Source organism: Enterobacter sp. ku-bf2 (assembly GCF_001742765.1).
GTDB lineage: Bacteria > Pseudomonadota > Gammaproteobacteria > Enterobacterales > Enterobacteriaceae > Enterobacter > Enterobacter quasiroggenkampii.
The window spans coordinates 1-20,569 of the sequence record NZ_MDVW01000023.1 but is presented as its reverse complement, the minus strand read 5'-3'; the positions used below and the strand labels follow the sequence as shown (position 1 = coordinate 20,569).

Genomic DNA, 20,569 nt, shown 5'->3' with positions numbered 1-20,569 from the left:
GAAAATCCGATTACCAGTCCGCGTAAGGGATAAGCGGCTGCGGCGGTAAGTCCATATCGCCCTGCCAGCCTGCAGCAGAGTAGCGCACATAGATCAGCGCGTGGCTTGGGGTATAGTCTTTCGCTTGCTGGATATCCACGCCCATGCCCACAAACCAGTTGGACGTGACCCGCCGCTCGATTATTGCCCGTGCGGTATAACCCGTACCGGAAGAACTGCTGCCGGTTTCCATCGCGCCCCGGTCGGTATAGCGGTCTGGCTCATCGGTCGGGATAAGATTCTGAATCGGGTAGCGCAGCTCGTCTTTGGTTTTGGAGTGGGACCAGGAGACCGAGCCCCCCAGCTCCCAGGACCAGTTTTCCGTGCGCTTACGCCATGTCACCGGCAAGGCGAAGGAGACATACTCCTGCGGACTGTAATAGCCGCCCTGGCCCAGGGTATAACCGCTCAGGTCTTTGTCGTAGTGCCAGAGCATGTTGGACACGCCGACCGTCAGGCGCTCGTTGTTTTTATTAATGAGCTTGTAGTAGTAACCCGTCATCCAGCGGACGCGCCAGTTATCCTCCACATTTTTACCCGTCAGCGTTTCCGCGTTCAGGCTTGACCAGACGCCGTTCGCTTCCCCTTTGTCATAGCTCATACTTACGCCGCCACCGGTGGCGCGTACGCCGCCCCAGGTGGTGCCGGTATTGGTATCTTTTTGCCCGCCGAAGGCCAGCAGAGAGCTGGAGATTGGCCGACGATGGGCGTTAACGGTATAGCCGATGGGCCCCAGATCGCTGCTGTAGCTGATGCCGCCCACCACGTCGACGACGTCAAAGCCCATTGGCGTGGTGCCAATATCCATCGCCCAGGTTTTATTCTGCCAGCCGACGGCAACGCTCGCGCCATTGTCTGACTGATGGGTGTTACCGCTACACGGCGTTTCGTAGCAGGTTCCCCATTTAGGGTCGTAAGTCCCGTTCCTGGTATCGAATGACCCGACGTCCATATTGACCAGATCGCTTCTGAAGAACATGCGCCCGTCAGAGAGCGGCGCATCCACCTGCAGCATGGTGGTATGCGCTTTCAGATCGGAATAACCGCCCGTACCGCTGGAGCCCCAGTAATCGTGCTGCAGCGTGACGTTAACATCCTGCTGACGGTACAACTCACCGGCATCACTGCGCACGCCGCGCTTCAGCCAGTCGTCTTTTTCATCGTTACGCGTCAGACGGGTGAAACTGTCGTTGTCAGCCGGACGCGTCGTGGTGATACCCGTCGATACCATCGCATCTTTGTAGGTTTCCAGCGCCTGCTGAGGCTGGCCGTTCTGCGCCTGGAAACGTGCGGCATCACGCAGCACCAGCGCGTTTTCCATGGAACCAGGCTGCGATTTAGCCTGCGGAATGATTTTATTGAAGGTCTGCTCTGCGGCAGCGGCATCGCCCAGACCCGCCTGCGCCATCGCGATGCGGCGCTGCATATTGAGCGACAGCGGCTGGCCGTTTTGCGCGGCGGGCAGCTTCGCCAGCTCCGCGCGCGCGGCATCTTTGTTACCCTGCGCGCTGTAAATCTCGGTCAGGCCGAGGAGCGCGTCTTCATTCTGCGGCTCACGCTGCAGGACGGCGTTGTACGTCGTTTTCGCCGAGTCCAGATCGCCACGCTGCTGTGCCCAGTCCGCCAGCGTGAGGTCGATACGGGTGGAGGTCGGCTGCTGGCGAAGGAGATTCTCTGCGTCCTGCTCTTTGCCGCTGTCGCGCAGGCGGTTGGCGGTTTCCAGTACCTGGTTGCTTTGCAGGCGGTCGGCAAGCTCCTGAATATTGCCGTTCCACTGGCTGCGCGGTAGCGTCTCCAGATGCGCCAGCGCGGCCCGGTCCTGATCGTTTCCGGAAAGGTAGAGCCCGTTAGCATAAACCTGATCCGGGTCGGACGGTTTCTGGTGGGCAAGCTGACGCATCAGGGTGTCCGCCTGGCTGCGCTGACCCGCGCTGTAGAGATCGCGCGAAAGACGATAGGTTATCCACACGTCGCCGGGAGAGAGCGCCAGACGACGACGCTGAATGTCTGCTGCCTGCGCGTATTTCCCCTGGTTCTCAAGCTGTTCGGCCTGGGCGGAGAGCTGTTCGTTGGTCAGGCTACGTTCAATGTCGTCTATGCTACGGCGCTGGCTGGCGGAGAGAGACTGGATAAACTGCGAAGCCTTCTCCGGCGACTGCGCGCGGTAAATATTGGCCAGGCCGCGAACCGCATTGCTGTTGCCGCTGTCCATCCGCAGCGCCTGGCGATAGTAACGCTCCGCCGCGTCGTTATCTTTACGCGCCGCGGCGGCGTCGCCCAGCCCCAGCACGGCATAGCTGTCGGTATTGTCGATATTGCGTGCCTGCTGATAGTAACGCTCTGCCTGCGCCGGGTTATTCGCCTTCAGCGCCGCATCGCCCTGCTGGATCAGCAGCCAGTAGCGGTTAACCTTCAGAAGACTGTCCCATTTACCCCGATTATCGCTCTGGGGATCGAGGGCAATCGCCTTTTCAAACTGTGCCACCGCGCGGGCGCGGTCGCCCTTCTGGGAATACGCCTGTCCAAGGGCGCCCACCGCTTCACTGTCAGCATGGTTGGCGCTGACGGCTTTTTGCAGCTCCGCCACCGCCTTACTTCCCTGCCCGGCATCCACCGCCGCCAGCCCTTCGGCTTTCGCGCGGAACGCCGGATCGGCGAGCTGTTTTTGCTGCGCTTCAAGCTGGGCACGCGCCGCCGCGACGCTATCCCCGTCGCTGAATACGCTCAGGTATTTTTGCAGCGCGCTGACGCTGGCGCTGCTGGCAGGCTGGTCTTTGATTTGGTCATACCACATATCAGACGCCTGGCTGCGGCCATTGGTGGATTTGGCCATCTCCTGCAATACCGCAAAGGCTTCATCACGACGTCCGCTCTGGAACAGAAGCTGGGACAGCGTCGCCTGCAGCTGCGTATTTCCGGGACTGCTGCTGTTTATTTTCTTGAGCTGGTTAATGGCCGCGCCGCGGCGAGCGGGATCTTTTGCCACGACGTTCCAGTATTCCGTCGCCACGTCGCCACCCGGCGGGTTGCCGTCAAACAGCTTGTCATAGGCGGCAATCGCCTCCTGCGTGTGCCCCGTAGTGGCGAGCAGTCGCGCCTGCTGGAGCTGCTGGCGGCCATCCGGAGTAGAAAGTAGCATCGTGTTGCGTGATGACTGGTACGCACTCGAACCCGGCGCAATCCCTTTCAGACGATCCAGCTCTTTTTGCGCGCCGGCGTTATCGCCCTGACGCAGCAGGTAGCGAAAGCGTGCGGCAATCACGTCAGGGTTGTTCGGGTCAATTAGCTCAAGGCGATAGAGCGACTGACGAACCAAATCCTCACGCTGTGTCGATTCGCCCAGCCTCACCTGCTCCAGCAGCTGTTTTTGCTGCGGAGAGTTAACGGCCTGGGCCCACGGCATAAGCGCCAGGCCAAGCGATAAACTGAGTAGATTTACTGTGAACTTGCGCATTCCTGGCCCCAATCCGGTATTAATTCACCTTTTGCGGTGAAGCGAAAACGATGCTGATCCCATCCTTGCCCAAAAAGAGTCAGCACGTAGCTGTAATAGGCATTGTTATCGGGAAAATGGTCCGCAACGCGCTGGCGCTGAATCGCCTGGGCATCACGTTGTTGTAAAAACGGCAGCATAGCGGCAGAGAACCCGACCGGGCCGTCGCCGGTGCGTTTCCCCGTCGCCACATCCACTTTCTCCGGCGGCACACCCCGTTTCATGGTCTTTGCCGCCATCGGCTGGAAGCGCGTCAGCAACCGGGCTTTCTGAGGATCTTTATCACTCATCATGCCCACCCAGAGATACACGCGGATGGCGTCGTAGCCGCCCACCAGCGCTTTCTCCTGCTGTAACCGCCAGCCTCTGTTTTTCTGATACTGCACCCAGTCCGGCGAAAAGCCTTTCGGCGCACTCTCCAGCAGCAGGCGCAGATTGGTTTCACGAAGCTGGGGCCACGGGGAGCCAAAGCGCGTGAAATAAGCCGCTAGCTGCGGAGGAAGATAGCTGGGGTTAAAGCGCCAGGCGTGTTCATCGGCAAAGCCGACTTTACCGGGAAGCAGCATTGCGCCAAGCCCCGGGACTTTCACCACCTCCTCGCTGACGATGCGTTTCAGCAGCGCTTTACCCGTGCGGGTATAGTCCGGATGCTTCCACAGCCGACCCGCTTCGAGCAGTGACCAGGCGATCCAGACATCGGCGTCAGAGGCGGAGTTGGTATCAATCACCGCCCACGTCTCTTTATCTTTCTGCCCCCATAACCAGGCTGGCAGATGGCCGTTGAGATCGCCGCTGGCAAGATTATCGCGCGTCCACGTCAGCAGCTGGTCAAAGGCCTGGCGATCGTTCGCCGCCAGGGCAAAGAACAGGGCGTAGCTTTGCCCTTCCGAGGTCGTAATTTTGCGCGTGTCACTGGGGTCAATGACACGCCCGCCCTCACTGATGTAGTCCTTTTTAAACTGCTCCCAGGCAGGCCAGGTACAGGCGGCGCGAAGAGGAAGCGCCGCCAGCATCACCGCTGCTAATACACACCAGCGAAAGGCTTTCATCACATCTTACTCATCCGGGTTCAGACGACGACGGCTGATGATTCGCAGCAGACGCCACAGCACCCATGCCAGCAGGACCACGCTAACCGCAGCCAGGATAGCGAGCAGAACCGGATGGTTAGCCAGCGCATACCACAGGCGTTCAAACCACGGCAGATGGCCTACGTAGTACACATCGCCCACGCGCAGGCTATTGACGCCGGACTCACGAATCACCGACACGGAACCAAACATCGCGGCACGTTTACCGCTGTCGTTCATGGCCGTATTGAGCAGTTCATACCCGCGCGGGCTGTCCGCAAGGAGAGCCACCACGCTTCGCTGTTCGTTGTAAGGTGACTGGAAGCCCACCACCGCAGCCATTGCCCCCTGAGACGTTATCGTCGTCTGCGCGCTGGCCTGACGGTCGTTCACATCCGGCATAATGCTCGGGAAATCGGTCTGGCGCAGCGGCGTGTTAACCCAGGACTGGGCCGCTTTCACCAGCAGATCGATATGTTTGTCATCCTTCAGCTTATCCGGAATGGTTCCGATCACCATGATGTCAGCGTCTTTGTTCTGAATTTGGCTGCCATCGTCCGTCAACGTGACGTTAATTGCCGGTAATCCTGTTTGTCCGCCAACGGTCGCCATGGCGTCCAGCAGGGTCGTGACCTGCCCTTCGTTTGGCGATTTTGGCATCACCACAATGGACTCAGAGAGATCGGCCATGCGGCTGAACGGGAAGCCCGCGTTAGCAAACGCGCGCAGGTCCGGCATCGCCAGGAAGTGATAGTACTTCGAGAAGTCGATGGTCGACTCATCGCCAATCACCACGTGGTTCTGCACCGGCTGGAAGGTGATGCAGTTTTCCGCCGAGCCGCCAGGCATTGGGTTCATGTACTGGAAATCAAAGCGCAGCTGGTTTATCGCGCCCAGCTTCAGTGCCGGGATGGAGACATCCGTTTTACCGTCCAGCAGCCCCTGCAGCACCGGCAGGCGAAGCATCAGGCGGTTCGTATCCTGCGTGCTTTGCAGGCTGAAGGATTGCAGGAACTGGTTGTTGAGGCTGATATCCATGCGCGAGCTGTCTTTGGTGGCTGGCGCGGTATAGCGGTAGTTCAGATTGATATCAATGCCGTTGGTGCGCAGCAGGTACAGATCCGGCGGCAGATTCAGCGACAGGCTAATCGGCGCGGGCTCAAGCCCCGTCGCCTGCAGCTGTTCTTCATAGGTTTTCAGCTCGCCAAAGGTGACCGCACGGTCGGTACGCACCCAGTTTGGCGCATCATAAGGTTTACGCGCCAGCAGCGGCTTGACCTCATCTATCACCACGCTGTTGCCACGGAACAGGACGTTGCCCTGGGCAATGGCTTTTGCTGCCTGCACCAGATCTTTATCATCACGACCAAAGACCACCAGCAGCTTCACGTACGGGTTTTCCGGGTGGCTTATCATCTCAACGGTCGGCGCGTTGACGTCCGGATGATCGCGCAGGAAGGCCGGGCGTTTCGCGTTGGTGGCAAACACAATGGCATTTCTGTCCGGCAGCTTGTCATACATCGCCGGGAAGCTCTGTCCGCGCCAGCCCGCGCGTGAACCAAACCAGGACGCCACAATGGTGGCCGCCAGCTGCTCGGTCACGTCCGGGGAAGAGGCAAACACCATCGGCAGCGTGAGCGGACGGTTATCACGCGGATCGAAGAACGGAACCGGGAAGGCTGAGAGATCGTTTTTCAGCGCCAGCGACTGGTAGGTCATCTGCAGCGAGGAGTTACGCCCGACGTCCATCCACAGCGTGTTGCTGGCCGGGTTTTCGCAGACATCGCGGTAGTGACCGACAAATTCCAGGCGAATACGGTTAAAGTCGGTGATGAACAGCGGGTTGATCGGCACCTGAGCCTGCGTTTTCTTGCCGAGCTGCTCTTTGGTGACCGGCAGAACGTCCATCAGCTCGTCATTCAGATAGACCTTCAGCTGAGACTGGGTCGGCAGCAGCGACGGTGACGGCGTGTATTCAAGGTTCAGCACCGCATTAGAGACAACCTCATCGCTGCGCATGCCAAATTCAATGCCGCCGTTAGGGTTGATGCCGCGCAGCACCATGCTGCCCGGAGGCGGCGCAATTTGCGCGAAGGTCAGTTTCACGTCACGCGACGGCGCATTGTCCGCAACGACGGGCGCATTCGCCCCGCGAACGCCCGGCATGACCTGCCCGATGACCTGGCCGTCTGCCGGCAGGGTATTCCCCTCCGTTGGCTGGTTCGGCAGGATGTTTTCCGTTTGACCGGGTGCCGCGGTGACAACCGGATCGGTTGCTTGCGCGACGACAGGTACGGTTGGCGCAGGCGTTGCCGCTGCGTTACCCGGGGCCGCGTTAGCCATTGTTGCGGGGAGCGCATTCATCCCCATTGCCACTGCACATAACCAGGAAAGTTTTGTTTTCATCGCGTTATCATCATTGTTGAGCCATAACCGGGTCCGCCTGCTTCGCCTCATCCCGCTCAGGACGACGAGGAATGAACGACACGACCCAGGAAACCAGCGAAGTAAGTGACCGGAAAATTAATTTCACCGACGACGGGGCAAATTCTGCAAGGTGACGATAGCCACGGAACCCCAGCTTCAGAATATCCAGCAGGCTTTCCAGAGGTTTATCTTCCGGGAAGCTGTCCTGCCAGAGAGCCCACGTATCCGCGCGGGCAAACGTACACTGCACAAAATCGATATGTTGCTTTTTGGTCAACGGCATCAGCTGCAGGCCGACTTCATTGCCCACCACGCGAACGACCTGCGTGGGGAAGACATACTCCTGCTGACCGCGCTTAAGCAGCAGGTTAACTTTCTGCCCTTCCAGCACCTTCGCCTGGCCGTTGATTTTGATCCCCAGACCGCCGTCAGAGAAGTCGTGCACGGTACAGGAGAAGAGATGGCCATCTTCACGGGCAATCGCCGCAGGCATGCAGATTTCCACGCGATGTGCGCGACGAACCTGTTTGCTCTCCACCGACACCGCCACCGCGCCGCCGAGGATAATCAGGTTGTAGAAGACCCAGGCCATACTGACGAAGACGGTCAGGATTTCGTTTTCCGGACCGTAGAAGTAGCGCCAGATACCCGCAATGACGCCCACGATATTCAGCAGCACCAGGAAGATATACGGCCGGGAGATCACCCAGTCGACGTACTCCTCCTCCACCAGCCCGCCCTTCGCGGTGACGTTGAATTTACCTTTGTGCGGGTTAATCAGCGCCACCATCGTCGGCGGCGCGATGTACCAGGCCAGCACCGTTTCGTAGATTTCACTCCAGAAGGAGTGGCGGTATTTACCCTGTATCTTCGAGTTCGTCAGGCTCGCGTGGATCATGTGCGGCAGAACAAACAGCGCAATCATCAGCGCGGGAGCGTAGATGATATAAGCGTGAAGGAGCAGGAACGCCAGCGGCGCGGTCAGGAAGATCAGTCGCGGGATACCGGACAAGAAGTGGAACATGGCGTTGACGTAGCAGAGACGCTGCGCCAGCTTGAGTCCTTTCCCGATCAGGGGGTTATCGAGACGGAAAATCTGCACCATGCCGCGCGCCCAGCGAATACGCTGGCCAATGTGCGCCGACAGTGACTCCGTTGCGAGGCCAGCAGCCTGCGGAATGCGCATATAGGCTGAGGTATAGCCACGACGGTGCAGGCGCAGCGAGGTGTGCGCATCTTCGGTGACCGTCTCGACGGCGATACCACCAATTTCATCCAGCGGTTTACGGCGGATAACCGCGCATGAGCCGCAGAAGAAGGTGGCGTCCCACATGTCGTTTCCGTCCTGAACCAGGCCATAGAACAGCGTGCCTTCGTTCGGGGTCTTACGGAAACGGCCAAGGTTACGTTCAAACGGGTCCGGCGAGAAGAAGTGGTGCGGCGTCTGCATCATCGCCAGCTCTTTTTCCTTCAGGAACCAGCCCATGGTCATCTGCAGGAACGAGCGCGTCGGCACGTGGTCGCAGTCAAAGATCGAAACAAACTCCCCGGTGGCATACTTCAACGCGTTGTTGATGTTCCCCGCCTTAGCGTGTTCATGCGTCGGACGGGCGATGTATTCGACGCCGACCTCCTCCGCGAACTGGCGGAACGCCGGACGGTTGCCGTCATCCAGGATCCAGACCTTAAGCTTATCTTTCGGCCAGTCGATGCCCAGCGCGGCATAGATGGTGTTCTTCACCACGCTCAGGTCTTCGTTGTAGGTCGGCACGAAGAGATCGACGGTTGGCCACTGGGTCGTGTCCTTTGGCAGCGGAACCGGCTGGCGGTTGAGCGGCCAAATCACCTGGAAATAGCCCAGCACCAGCACAATCCAGGCATAGGTTTCAGCAAACAGCAGCACCAGGCCGCACACCAGACTCACCGGGTCGTCCCAGTTCAGCGTCGAGGTATAACGCCACCAGATGTAGCGGCAGGAGACGGTCAGCGACAACACGATCAGCATCAGCGCCGAGAAGCGGCCCGGAATTCGGCGCACCAGTAGCGCCACGCCCCACAGCAGGATCAGGAAAGTGAACTGCGCCAGAGGGTTGAAAGGCTGCGTAATACAGACCAGCGCCAGAATGAGCGAGAACACAACGATCACGCCGAGGATAAAACGCCGCAAGCCCGGGTGGAGATGCCCGAGCTCTTTGTGGTTATCCAGATGGCTGGTCTTATCGCTGACGCTGTTGGGGAGCCTGTCCAGCCACTGATGGTAGCGTTCACGTAACTGCTGCACGCGGGAGAAGCTCCGCCAGTGCGGCGTTTTTATCTCCGCGCGGGATGAGGTCGCCACCAGCCAGATGGCCTGAATGAGATAACGCGCCGGATCCAGTGGACGCGGCCGGTCAGGATTAATGTGCGGATACAGTTCACTGTGCCGGGCACGTATGCGCTGCCAGCGCGGGTGTTCGAGTGGAATAAACATCCAGGCCAGAATCATCCAGAAACAGCCGAGCGCGGCGCTGAATGCCGACGCGCCGTGACGGCGAAAATGCCGGTAATGTTCGCTCAAACGCGAACTGACCGGTGGGATGAGTAACCAGCTGGCGAGACGACTCATACATCACTCCCTGCATGCTCCGCCCGGTTGGCGAAGTTCAGCAGACACCAGTTAGCCAGCGTCAGGATCTCTTCTGCCGCCAGTGAATCGCTGCGGTATTCGCCGAGCGGCTGCTTCGACGCAAGGCATTCCGCCATGCCCTCATCACGATGAATGACAATGGGAAGCAGGCGGCGCTGGCTCTGCAGCCAGACCTGATACAGATCGTCCTGGATCTGGCTGCCTATGCGCAAATCGTTAATCAGGATATGGCCATTCTGAGGTAGCCCCTGCTGATGCAGGCGGATATGGCAGTTCGCATCGACGTTAACGATCGAGAGGACATGATCGCACTGCGCGATAAGCTGTCGGGTCAGCGTGCCCGCACCGTGCGGCAGATCCAGCAGGATCCACTTGTAGTGTCCCTTTTCCTTCAGGCTCTGCAGCGCCAGCGTAAATTGCGAAAACAGGCGCTGGTATGCGGCTTCATTTTCGCGTTCCGTGGTGGTCAGTTGACCAAACGGCAGCAGGTCAAGAAGAGAGGTATAGCGCAAACCTGCATCCTGCCAGTCTTTATCGTCAAGCAGCGCGCGGGCCCAGCCCTCTTCGCGAGTAAAGTCGACGTTAAACGACATACGCAGTAAATTATCGGCGCAGGCGTCAATAACCAGCACCGATTCACCTAAAAGCTGTAATGACCACGCCAGCGCCGCGGTAACAGATGTGGTACCCACACCCCCACGGACACCCTGTAATCCGAGTATGGCCATCAATGGCTCCCTTATTGTTGATGGGCGAATTCAGCTAATAACGGCCAGCGTTTAATAGCCGCGGCCAACTGTTCCCGCTGGGAAATATCGGTGTAATCTATTTCAGGTAAAGAAAAGGCCTGCGTCAGCGCCAGAAAATCGTTTTGGAATGTGTAACCCAGGGTCGAGTCGACTGGGGTACCGGGTTCATTATTATCCATTCTTTTTCCATCCCTTTAAGGAAAATCGCACGCTAAAGAAGTTGCGGGGCTTCCTGCCCTGACAAATTTCATTTACATGCTAAATCTGATGTTCTTTAATTTCAATGTTAGGTTTATTTCTACGCTTTCGCTAGTAAACTGAGATACAGATAAATTAGACGAAAAGAGGGACACCGTGGACTCCATATTTTCTATTGGCATCCAGTCATTATGGGACGAATTGAGCCACATGCCAGTCGGAGGAGTCTGGTGGATTAATACGGACCGGAATGAAGATGCTATCAGTCTGGTAAACCAGACAATTGCTGCCCAGGATAAGGATTCCCGCGTGGCCGTCATTAGCATGGGCGAAGATCCGAAGAAAATTATCACGCTGGAAAACGATCGCGGGCCTCAGACAGTGCGATTATTTTCCATGACATCGGATGCCGATAGTCTATACTTTTTGTCCCGTGACGTTCAGTGCACTATTGATCCGGATCACTATTTGGTGATCCTTAAATGTGCAAATAACGTCCTGCAAAATATCCCTGCTGAAAAACTGCTGCCGTGGCTGGAAAAAATCAATAAATGGGCAAAATTTCAAAATTGCACGCTATTGATAGTCAATCCCGGCAGTAATAATGACAAGCTGTTCTCACTTTTAATGGGTGAATATCGTTCTCTGTTCGGTCTGGCAAGCGTTCGTGACCAGGTGGGCAGCTATCTCTACGATATTGCCTTCTGGTGTAATGAAAAAGGCGTGAGCGCCAGGCAACAACTTACGCTGAAACACATCGAGGGTAAGTGGCACCTGGCACAGCAGGAAGAAACCGTGGTGCAGCCGCGCAGTGATGAAAAACGCATCCTGAGCCATATCGCGGTTTTAGAGGGGGCGCCCGCCCTGTCGGAAAACTGGTCGCTGTTTGAATCTAACGAAGACCTTTTCCACGAAGCCCGCACAACCCAGGCGGCAACCCTTATCTTCTCATTGATGCAGAATAACCAGATTGAGACGCTGGCAAGGCAGATCCACACCTTGCGCCGCCAGCGCGGAAGCGCGTTAAAAATCATCGTGCGCGAAAACAATACCAGCCTGCGCGCCACCGATGAGCGTCTGCTTCTGGGCTGTGGTGCAAATATGGTCATTCCCTGGAACGCGCCGCTGTCACGCTGCCTGACGCTGATCGAAAGCGTTCAGGGCCAGCAGTTTAGCCGCCATGTACCGGAAGACATTTCGACGCTGCTCTCTATGACGCAGCCGATGAAGCTGCGTGGATACCAAAAATGGGATACCTTCTGCGACGCCGTCGGTAACATGATGAGCAATACGCTTCTTCCTGCTGACGGAAAAGGGGTTATGGTTGCCCTGCGTCCTGTACCCGGTATCCGCGTTGAACAGGCTCTTACCTTGTGTCGCCCCAATCGTACGGGTGACATCATGACCATTGGCGACAATCGCCTGGTGCTGTTTTTGTCCTTCTGCCGGGTAAACGACCTCGATACGGCGCTTAACCACATCTTCCCCCTGCCTACCGGGGATATTTTCTCGAACCGTATGATTTGGTTCGAAGATAATACGATCAGCGCAGAGCTGGTGCAGATGCGTGCGCTCCAGCCTGAACAATGGGCTAAACCGCTCGCGATCAAGAGCGATGCGAAACCGATCCTCAATGCCAGACATGATGGACATGTCTGGCGTCGGGTTCCGGAGCCCCTTCGCTTATTAACAGACAACGCGGAGAACGCACCATCATGAATATCAGCGATATCATTCAACTGGTTATAGTCTGTGCGCTGATCTTTTTCCCGCTTGGCTACTATGCACGCCATTCCATACGTCGTATCCGTGATACGGCCAGAGTGCTGTTTATAAAACCTCGCTATGTAAAACCAGCCGGAACACTGACACGGGCATCACACGTCAAGGCAGACCGAAAAAATGACTAATTCTACCTATACCGCTTCGTCACCCTCGCCGCTCTGGCAATACTGGCGCGGCCTTTCCGGCTGGAACTTCTACTTTCTGGTGAAGTTTGGTCTGCTGTGGGCAGGCTATCTGAATTTCCATCCCCTTCTTAACCTGGTATTTATGGCCTTCCTGCTGATGCCCCTGCCGAATATCAGGCTGCATCGCTTACGTCACTGGATAGCCATCCCTCTCGGCTTTGCGCTGTTCTGGCATGATACCTGGTTACCGGGGCCGGACAGCATTATGAGCCAGGGCTCACAGGTGGCGGGCTTTAGCGCCAGCTATATCCTCGATCTGACCGAGCGGTTTATTAACTGGCAGATGATAGGCGCGGTATTTGTGCTGCTGGTTGCCTGGCTGTTCCTGTCACAGTGGATCCGCGTCACGGTGTTTGTCGTCGCGATTATGATCTGGCTTAACGTGCTGACGCTGGCTGGGCCAAACTTTTCGTTGTGGCCTGCCGGTCAACCGACCACCACGGTGACCACCACCGGGGGAAGCGCGGCGGCCACCGTCACCACGGCAGGCGATACGCCTGTGGTGGGCGATATCCCAACCCAGACCGCACCGCCGACCTCCACGAACCTGAACGCCTGGCTCTCCAGTTTCTATACCGCGGAAGACAAGCGACAGACGAAATTCCCAGATGCGCTGCCGGCGGATGCTCAGCCGTTTGAACTGCTGGTGATCAACATCTGCTCGCTCTCCTGGGCAGACGTGGACGCTGCAGGTTTGATGTCTCATCCGCTGTGGTCTCATTTCGACATTCAGTTTAAAGATTTCAACTCTGCCACCTCGTACAGCGGCCCGGCGGCCATCCGCCTGCTGCGTGCAAGCTGCGGTCAGGCATCGCATAAGAATCTGTATCAACCCGCCGGCAACCAGTGTTATCTGTTCGATAACCTCGCCAAACTGGGCTTTACGCAGCATCTGATGCTGGGGCATAACGGCCAGTTCGGCAACTTCCTGAAAGAGGTGCGCGAACAGGGGGGTATGCAGGCACCGCTGATGGATCAAACCGGTCTTCCTGTCTCTCTGCTGGGCTTCGACGGCTCGCCCGTCTATGACGATTCCGCTGTCCTGCAACGCTGGCTGCAGACCATCGAAAAAGACAGTAATCCACGCAGCGCGACGTTCTTTAACACCCTGCCGCTCCACGACGGTAACCACTTCCCGGGCGTGAGCAAAACGGCGGATTATAAAGTGCGTGCGCAGAAACTCTTCGACGAGCTGGACGCGTTCTTTACGGAGCTGGAAAAATCAGGCCGTAAAGTGATGGTGGTTGTGGTACCTGAGCACGGTGGCGCGCTGAAAGGCGACAGAATGCAGGTGTCAGGCCTGCGTGATATCCCAAGCCCGTCGATTACCAACGTGCCTGCGGGCATTAAATTCTTTGGGATGAAGGCACCCCATCAGGGCGCACCGATTGAAATCACCCAGCCGACCAGCTATCTGGCAATCTCAGAACTGGTTGCCCGTGCCGTTGACGGGAAGCTGTTTGTGGAAGATAGCGTGAACTGGGATCAGCTCACCAGCAAACTGCCGCAAACGGCAGAAGTCTCCGAGAACGCCAACGCGGTGGTGATTCAGTATCAGAACAAACCGTACGTTCGCCTGAACGGCGGGGATTGGGTACCTTATCCGCAGTAACTGATTACCCTCTCACCCTAACCCTCTCCCCATCGGGGAGAGGGGATAGCCAGTCCGTGATTATTGCGCTGAAATCCACACCAGCATTTTCAGACTTGCCGAATAGTAGTCGTCTTTAGAGGTGATTTCGGGTTCTCCGGAAGGCTGCCCCATCGTTAAATCGCGTACAGCCAACAGGCCGCCTTCCATCATGTAAGGCGCATATTCGTTAGTGGTGACGTTAACCCAGGCGGGCGTTTGCTCCCGGGGGAATTGCCCAAACCACGCTTTCCACGGCGTCAGGAGCGGGCTTTGCTTATCAGACCAGGCAAGATACAGCGGAATACGAATCGCGTCATAGCTCATCCGCGGCGGCCAGCCTTTGGCCGGTTCCAGCTTGCCATCTGATGTCAGCGAGACCCAGTCAGCGGGCAGATTCGCTTTACCCGAGCCCATTTTTCCCAACAGGCGCTTCCCGTCCTTAATCAAATCGCGCCAGACTGGCAAATGACTGCGTCCGGCGAAGGCCTGCCAGGCCGGAAACACAAAATAGGAAGGATTAAGGACCACTTCACCGTCAAGCTTAAATCCCTGGACGCCGGGCAGCATCACGCGGTAACCCGCATAGCGGATGACGCTATGAGCAACCAGCGCTTTTGTAATGGCATCCGATGCGGCGCTGTAGCGTTTGTCATGCCAGCGGGCATCGGCTTTAAGCAGCGCCCAGGCAATCAGCACATCGCCATCGGCGGCGTTGTTTTTATCCGCGACCGGGTTGGACTCTGCGGGGTTATAGCGCCAGTAAAACAGACCGCTCTCTTTGTTCTTCAGCTCACGGTTTGTCCATTGCCAGAGCTTATCGAACGTGGCTTTATCGTCGTTGGCGACTGCCATCAGCATGGCAAAGCCCTGACCTTCCGTATGCGACACGCCGCCATTGCCGGTATCGACAATGCGGCCTTCCGGTTTGAAAAAGCGAGCCTTGTAACTCTCCCAGGCCTGTCCAGCCTGAGAGAGGGATGAGAACAACAAGCTCATCATGACGGCCAGCGTCGCGCAGACGGGTTTTCGCATCATTCACTCCATCCGGTTATTCGGCACTCCGCAGGGAAATCTCACCGCCCACCCAGGGTTTGATCACGCCATCCTGCTCCAGGAGCAGCGCGCCCTGAGCGTCGATACCGCGGGAAGTGCCGTAGATCTCTTTATCACCAATCAGCAATTTCACCGGGCGGTTGATAAAGTTATCCAGCTTTTCCCAACGCGACAGGAACGGTGCCAGCCCTTCCTGCTCAAAAAGCGTGAGCGAGCTGCGCAGCTCTTTAATCATACGTACGGCAAGGGTGTTACGATCGATGACGACCCCCGCCTCCTGGAGGTTAGTCCAGGCCTGATTAACCACGTCATTCTGGACATTGCGCATCACCATATTGAGGCCCGCGCCAATGACGATTTGCGCCGCATCGCCCGTTTTGCCCGTCAGTTCGACCAGAATCCCGGCAAGTTTACGATCGTTGAGGTACAGATCGTTAGGCCATTTAACACGCACTTGATCCGCACCCAGATCGTGCAGCACCTCTGCCATGACGATACCGATGACCAGGCTCAGGCCAATGGCAGCGGCCGGGCCCTGATCGAGTCGCCAGTACATGGACAGATAGAGGTTGGCGCCAAAGGGTGAAAACCACTTGCGGCCACGACGGCCGCGACCGGCCTGTTGATATTCAGCTACACAGGCATCGCCGGATTTGAGCTCAGGCAGACGATCCAGCAGATACTGGTTCGTCGAGTCAATCACCGGCAGCACCGCCACGTTGCCGTGTCCAATCTGGCTGCGGATCGCGTCTTCATTCAGCAACTGAATCGGCTCCGGCAGGCTGTAGCCTTTTCCGGGAACCGTAAACACATCAACACCCCAGTCACGGAGCGTCTGGATGTGCTTGTTAATGGCGGCGCGGCTCATGCCCAGCTGCTCACCCAGCTGCTCGCCGGAATGGAATTCACCATCCGCCAGGATACCAATCAGGGTTAACGGGACCGTATTGTCCTTCATGCGATAGTCTCCACAGCGTTGACTTCACCTGTGCGACCAATGAAGCGGACTTCTGGCTCCAGCCAGACGTTAAATTTTTCGCCGACACGCTGGCGAACATAGTGAGCCAGCTGTACCACATCGTCGCTGGTTGCATCGCGCTGGTTAATCAGCACCAGAGCCTGCTGTCGGTGAACGGCTGCCCCACCGACTGAAGTGCCTTTTAGCTGGCATTGATCGATAAGCCATCCAGCCGCCAGCTTCACGCTGCCATCCGCCTGAGGATAATGTGGCGCGGTTGGCCACTCCTCCAGAAAGCGTCTCGCATTTTCGCCGCTGATGACCGGGTTTTTAAAGAAGCTCCCTGCATTTCCGTTAACTTTGGGATCGGGAAGCTTGGTCATCCGCATATGGCAAACAGAGTCAAAAACGTCGCGTGCGGTAACGGTAGCCGGATCGAGACGCGTTAAATCCCCGTAGGTCAATACGGGCTGCCAGTTCTTCGACAGACGCAAACCCACGGCGACAATCACGTAGCGATCCTGATATTCATGTTTGAAGATACTGTCACGATAGCCAAAACGGCACTGTTCTGCGCTTAAACGCGTCGCCGTTCCGGTCGCCAGCTCGATGCAGTCGACATATTCACAGACATGTTTCAGCTCGATGCCGTAGGCGCCGATGTTCTGAATGGGTGACGATCCGGCGCAGCCTGGAATAAGCGCAAGGTTTTCCAGACCCGCCATCCCTTTTTCGAGGGTAAACTGCACCAGGTGGTGCCAGTTTTCACCGGCACCCACGTGCACGTGCCAGCTGTCGGCACGCTCTTCCACATCAATTCCCATGATGCGGTTAACGATCACCGTTCCCGCAAAATCGTCGAGAAACAGGACATTACTTCCTTCGCCCAGAATCAGTACGGGTTCGTTTTTTTCTGTTGCGCTTTGCCATGCATCCAGCAGCTGCTGTGCAGTATCGGCACGTACAATTTGATTAGCATTGCGTTGAATGCCAAAGGTATTCCAGGGCTTAAGGGAGTGGTTCATAGACGCTATCCTGATGCAAAAACGCAGGTAGTTTACCGTATAAGAAGGGTGATGGGGGATCAGTTTGTGCAGCGTATAAACGCAAAAAGGCCATCCTTTCGGATGGCCTCTTCACTTGTTTGATGCCTGGCAGTTCCCTACTCTCACATGGGGAGACCCCACACTACCATCGGCGCTACGGCGTTTCACTTCTGAGTTCGGCATGGGGTCAGGTGGGACCACCGCGCTAAAGCCGCCAGGCAAATTCTGTTTAATCTGTATCAGGCTGAATTTTGATTGTTCGTCTCTTCGCCAAAACACCTTCGGCGTTGTAAGGTTAAGCCTCACGGTTCATTAGTATCGGTTAGCTCAACGCATCGCTGCGCTTACACACCCGACCTATCAACGTCGTCGTCTTCAACGTTCCTTCAGGAGACTTAAAGTCTCAGGGAGAACTCATCTCGGGGCAAGTTTCGTGCTTAGATGCTTTCAGCACTTATCTTTTCCGCATTTAGCTACCGGGCAGTGCCATTGGCATGACAACCCGAACACCAGTGATGCGTCCACTCCGGTCCTCTCGTACTAGGAGCAGCCCCCCTCAATTCTCCAGCGCCCACGGCAGATAGGGACCGAACTGTCTCACGACGTTCTAAACCCAGCTCGCGTACCACTTTAAATGGCGAACAGCCATACCCTTGGGACCTACTTCAGCCCCAGGATGTGATGAGCCGACATCGAGGTGCCAAACACCGCCGTCGATATGAACTCTTGGGCGGTATCAGCCTGTTATCCCCGGAGTACCTTTTATCCGTTGAGCGATGGCCCTTCCATTCAGAACCACCGGATCACTATGACCTGCTTTCGCACCTGCTCGAGCCGTCACTCTCGCAGTCAAGCTAGCTTATGCCATTGCACTAACCTCCTGATGTCCGACCAGGATTAGCTAACCTTCGTGCTCCTCCGTTACTCTTTGGGAGGAGACCGCCCCAGTCAAACTACCCACCAGACACTGTCCGCAACCCGGATYACGGGTCTACGTTAGAACACCAGCCATTAAAGGGTGGTATTTCAAGGACGGCTCCAYGCAGACTGGCGTCCACRCTTCAAAGCCTCCCACCTATCCTACACATCAAGGACCAGTGTTCAGTGTCAAGCTATAGTAAAGGTTCACGGGGTCTTTCCGTCTTGCCGCGGGTACACTGCATCTTCACAGCGAGTTCAATTTCACTGAGTCTCGGGTGGAGACAGCCTGGCCATCATTACGCCATTCGTGCAGGTCGGAACTTACCCGACAAGGAATTTCGCTACCTTAGGACCGTTATAGTTACGGCCGCCGTTTACCGGGGCTTCGATCAAGAGCTTCGCGTTGCCGCTAACCCCATCAATTAACCTTCCGGCACCGGGCAGGCGTCACACCGTATACGTCCACTTTCGTGTTTGCACAGTGCTGTGTTTTTAATAAACAGTTGCAGCCAGCTGGTATCTTCGACTGATTTCAGCTCCACCCGCAGGGGCTTCACCTACATATCAGCGTGCCTTCTCCCGAAGTTACGGCACCATTTTGCCTAGTTCCTTCACCCGAGTTCTCTCAAGCGCCTTGGTATTCTCTACCTGACCACCTGTGTCGGTTTGGGGTACGATTTSRTGTTACCTGATGCTTAGAGGCTTTTCCTGGAAGCAGGGCATTTGTTACTTCAGCACCGTAGTGCCTCGTCATCACACCTCAGCGTTAAAAGGTACCGGATTTACCTGGAACCTCCGCCTACATGCTTAAACCGGGACAACCGTCGCCCGGCTAACATAGCCTTCTCCGTCCCCCCTTCGCAGTAACACCAAGTACAGGAATATTAACCTGTTTCCCATCGACTACGCCTTTCGGCCTCGCCTTAGGGGTCGACTCACCCTGCCCCGATTAACGTTGGACAGGAACCCTTGGTCTTCCGGCGAGCGGGCTTTTCACCCGCTTTATCGTTACTTATGTCAGCATTCGCACTTCTGATACCTCCAGCATGCCTCACAGCACACCTTCAACGGCTTACAGAACGCTCCCCTACCCAACAACACATAGTGTCGCTGCCGCAGCTTCGGTGCATGGTTTAGCCCCGTTACATCTTCCGCGCAGGCCGACTCGACCAGTGAGCTATTACGCTTTCTTTAAATGATGGCTGCTTCTAAGCCAACATCCTGGCTGTCTGTGCCTTCCCACATCGTTTCCCACTTAACCATGACTTTGGGACCTTAGCTGGCGGTCTGGGTTGTTTCCCTCTTCACGACGGACGTTAGCACCCGCCGTGTGTCTCCCGTGATAACATTCTTCGGTATTCGTAGTTTGCATCGGGTTGGTAAGCCGGGATGGCCCCCTAGCCGAAACAGTGCTCTACCCCCGAAGATGARTTCACGAGGCGCTACCTAAATAGCTTTCGGGGAGAACCAGCTATCTCCCGGTTTGATTGGCCTTTCACCCCCAGCCACAAGTCATCCGCTAATTTTTCAACATTAGTCGGTTCGGTCCTCCAGTTAGTGTTACCCAACCTTCAACCTGCCCATGGCTAGATCACCGGGTTTCGGGTCTATACCCTGCAACTTAACGCCCAGTTAAGACTCGGTTTCCCTTCGGCTCCCCTATACGGTTAACCTTGCTACAGAATATAAGTCGCTGACCCATTATACAAAAGGTACGCAGTCACACCACGAAGGTGCTCCCACTGCTTGTACGTACACGGTTTCAGGTTCTTTTTCACTCCCCTCGCCGGGGTTCTTTTCGCCTTTCCCTCACGGTACTGGTTCACTATCGGTCAGTCAGGAGTATTTAGCCTTGGAGGATGGTCCCCCCATATTCAGACAGGATACCACGTGTCCCGCCCTACTCTTCGAGTTCACAACCTGTGYRTTTTCGTGTACGGGACTGTCACCCTGTACCGTGCGACTTTCCAGACGCTTCCACTAACACACAAGCTGATTCAGACTCTGGGCTGCTCCCCGTTCGCTCGCCGCTACTGGGGGAATCTCGGTTGATTTCTTTTCCTCGGGGTACTTAGATGTTTCAGTTCCCCCGGTTCGCCTCGTTAACCTATGTATTCAGTTAACGATAGTGTGACGAATCACACTGGGTTTCCCCATTCGGACATCGCCGGGTCAAAGGTTCATATCACCTCGCCGGCGCTTTTCGCAGATTAGCACGTCCTTCATCGCCTCTGACTGCCAGGGCATCCACCGTGTACGCTTAGTCGCTTAACCTCACAACCCGAAGATGTTTCACTTCATGATTGCGAAAATTTGAGAGACTCGAACACACCTTAAAGATGTGTCGTTTCAATTTTCAGCTTGATCCAGATTTTTAAAGAGCAAA

General features: G+C 56.4%; 12 protein-coding genes and 2 rRNA genes. 3 read left to right on the top strand and 11 right to left on the bottom strand.

Features of this window, described 5'->3' with window-relative positions; all coding sequences use genetic code 11:
- Nucleotides 1–10 precede the first annotated feature (10 nt).
- Genes bcsC through bcsR form a run of 6 tightly spaced genes read right to left on the bottom strand, consistent with a single transcriptional unit; the run spans nt 11 to nt 10,583 of the window.
- Nucleotides 11–3,493 carry a cellulose synthase complex outer membrane protein BcsC gene (gene bcsC, locus BFG58_RS21500; protein WP_069720547.1) on the bottom strand — a complete coding sequence of 1,161 codons (3,483 nt, stop codon included), beginning with the start codon at nt 3,491–3,493 and terminating at the stop codon, nt 11–13.
- Entirely contained in the window at nt 3,475–4,581 is a 1,107-nt protein-coding gene (bcsZ, locus tag BFG58_RS21495) for a cellulose synthase complex periplasmic endoglucanase BcsZ (RefSeq protein ID WP_063622771.1), read from the bottom strand. The genes bcsC and bcsZ overlap by 19 nt, the downstream gene beginning before the upstream one ends.
- A 6-nt stretch (nt 4,582–4,587) precedes the next feature.
- Entirely contained in the window at nt 4,588–7,008 is a 2,421-nt protein-coding gene (bcsB, locus tag BFG58_RS21490; RefSeq protein WP_069720546.1) for a cellulose biosynthesis cyclic di-GMP-binding regulatory protein BcsB, read from the bottom strand.
- 10 nt (nt 7,009–7,018) lie between these two features.
- Nucleotides 7,019–9,634, bottom strand: a complete 2,616-nt coding sequence (gene bcsA, locus BFG58_RS21485) for a UDP-forming cellulose synthase catalytic subunit (protein WP_045909068.1) — start codon at nt 9,632–9,634, stop codon at nt 7,019–7,021.
- Nucleotides 9,631–10,383 carry a cellulose biosynthesis protein BcsQ gene (gene bcsQ / locus BFG58_RS21480; RefSeq protein WP_045909069.1) on the bottom strand — a complete coding sequence of 251 codons (753 nt, stop codon included), beginning with the start codon at nt 10,381–10,383 and terminating at the stop codon, nt 9,631–9,633. The genes bcsA and bcsQ overlap by 4 nt, the downstream gene beginning before the upstream one ends.
- 11 nt (nt 10,384–10,394) lie before the next feature.
- Complete coding sequence (gene bcsR, locus BFG58_RS21475; protein ID WP_008503237.1) at nt 10,395–10,583, bottom strand: cellulose biosynthesis protein BcsR; 189 nt, start codon at nt 10,581–10,583, stop codon at nt 10,395–10,397.
- Nucleotides 10,584–10,758: 175 nt separating this feature from the next.
- On the opposite strand from bcsR, the gene bcsE reads away from it, so the two are divergent.
- The 3 genes from bcsE to bcsG are packed head-to-tail and all read left to right on the top strand — an operon-like array spanning nt 10,759 to nt 14,184.
- The gene (gene bcsE, locus BFG58_RS21470) at nt 10,759–12,321 is read left to right on the top strand and encodes a cellulose biosynthesis c-di-GMP-binding protein BcsE (RefSeq protein ID WP_045909070.1); all 1,563 of its coding nucleotides are present in this window, start codon (nt 10,759–10,761) and stop codon (nt 12,319–12,321) included.
- Complete coding sequence (gene bcsF, locus BFG58_RS21465; protein WP_083261558.1) at nt 12,318–12,512, top strand: cellulose biosynthesis protein BcsF; 195 nt, start codon at nt 12,318–12,320, stop codon at nt 12,510–12,512. The genes bcsE and bcsF overlap by 4 nt, the downstream gene beginning before the upstream one ends.
- The gene (gene bcsG / locus BFG58_RS21460; RefSeq protein ID WP_045909072.1) at nt 12,505–14,184 is read left to right on the top strand and encodes a cellulose biosynthesis protein BcsG; all 1,680 of its coding nucleotides are present in this window, start codon (nt 12,505–12,507) and stop codon (nt 14,182–14,184) included. The genes bcsF and bcsG overlap by 8 nt, the downstream gene beginning before the upstream one ends.
- 60 nt (nt 14,185–14,244) lie before the next feature.
- On the opposite strand, the gene BFG58_RS21455 is transcribed toward bcsG, so the two are convergent.
- The 5 genes from BFG58_RS21455 to BFG58_RS21435 form a co-directional block, all read right to left on the bottom strand.
- Nucleotides 14,245–15,237: a glycosyl hydrolase family 8 gene (locus BFG58_RS21455; RefSeq protein WP_069720544.1), complete on the bottom strand. Its 993-nt coding sequence runs from the start codon at nt 15,235–15,237 to the stop codon at nt 14,245–14,247.
- Nucleotides 15,238–15,253: 16 nt separating this feature from the next.
- Nucleotides 15,254–16,216, bottom strand: a complete 963-nt coding sequence (birA, locus tag BFG58_RS21450; RefSeq protein WP_069720543.1) for a bifunctional biotin--[acetyl-CoA-carboxylase] ligase/biotin operon repressor BirA — start codon at nt 16,214–16,216, stop codon at nt 15,254–15,256.
- On the bottom strand, nt 16,213–17,241 hold the full coding sequence (gene murB, locus BFG58_RS21445; protein WP_048226277.1) for a UDP-N-acetylmuramate dehydrogenase: 1,029 nt from the start codon (nt 17,239–17,241) through the stop codon (nt 16,213–16,215). The genes birA and murB overlap by 4 nt, the downstream gene beginning before the upstream one ends.
- A gap of 124 nt (nt 17,242–17,365) precedes the next feature.
- Nucleotides 17,366–17,481 (bottom strand): 5S ribosomal RNA (rrf, locus tag BFG58_RS21440).
- Between the two features lie 72 nt (nt 17,482–17,553).
- A 23S ribosomal RNA gene (locus BFG58_RS21435) occupies nt 17,554–20,457 on the bottom strand.
- Nucleotides 20,458–20,569 lie beyond the last annotated feature (112 nt).

Excerpts from the sequence above, each read along its gene's own strand:
- bcsQ (WP_045909069.1), bottom strand. The coding sequence starts at position 10,383 with ATGGCCATACTCGGATTACAGGGTGTCCGTGGGGGTGTGGGTACCACA.
- bcsG (WP_045909072.1), top strand. The coding sequence starts at position 12,505 with ATGACTAATTCTACCTATACCGCTTCGTCACCCTCGCCGCTCTGGCAA.
- bcsA (WP_045909068.1), bottom strand. The coding sequence starts at position 9,634 with ATGAGTCGTCTCGCCAGCTGGTTACTCATCCCACCGGTCAGTTCGCGT.
- BFG58_RS21455 (WP_069720544.1), bottom strand. The coding sequence starts at position 15,237 with ATGCGAAAACCCGTCTGCGCGACGCTGGCCGTCATGATGAGCTTGTTG.
- bcsF (WP_083261558.1), top strand. The coding sequence starts at position 12,318 with ATGAATATCAGCGATATCATTCAACTGGTTATAGTCTGTGCGCTGATC.
- murB (WP_048226277.1), bottom strand. The coding sequence starts at position 17,241 with ATGAACCACTCCCTTAAGCCCTGGAATACCTTTGGCATTCAACGCAAT.
- bcsC (WP_069720547.1), bottom strand. The coding sequence starts at position 3,493 with ATGCGCAAGTTCACAGTAAATCTACTCAGTTTATCGCTTGGCCTGGCG.
- bcsR (WP_008503237.1), bottom strand. The coding sequence starts at position 10,583 with ATGGATAATAATGAACCCGGTACCCCAGTCGACTCGACCCTGGGTTAC.
- bcsB (WP_069720546.1), bottom strand. The coding sequence starts at position 7,008 with ATGAAAACAAAACTTTCCTGGTTATGTGCAGTGGCAATGGGGATGAAT.
- bcsZ (WP_063622771.1), bottom strand. The coding sequence starts at position 4,581 with ATGAAAGCCTTTCGCTGGTGTGTATTAGCAGCGGTGATGCTGGCGGCG.
- birA (WP_069720543.1), bottom strand. The coding sequence starts at position 16,216 with ATGAAGGACAATACGGTCCCGTTAACCCTGATTGGTATCCTGGCGGAT.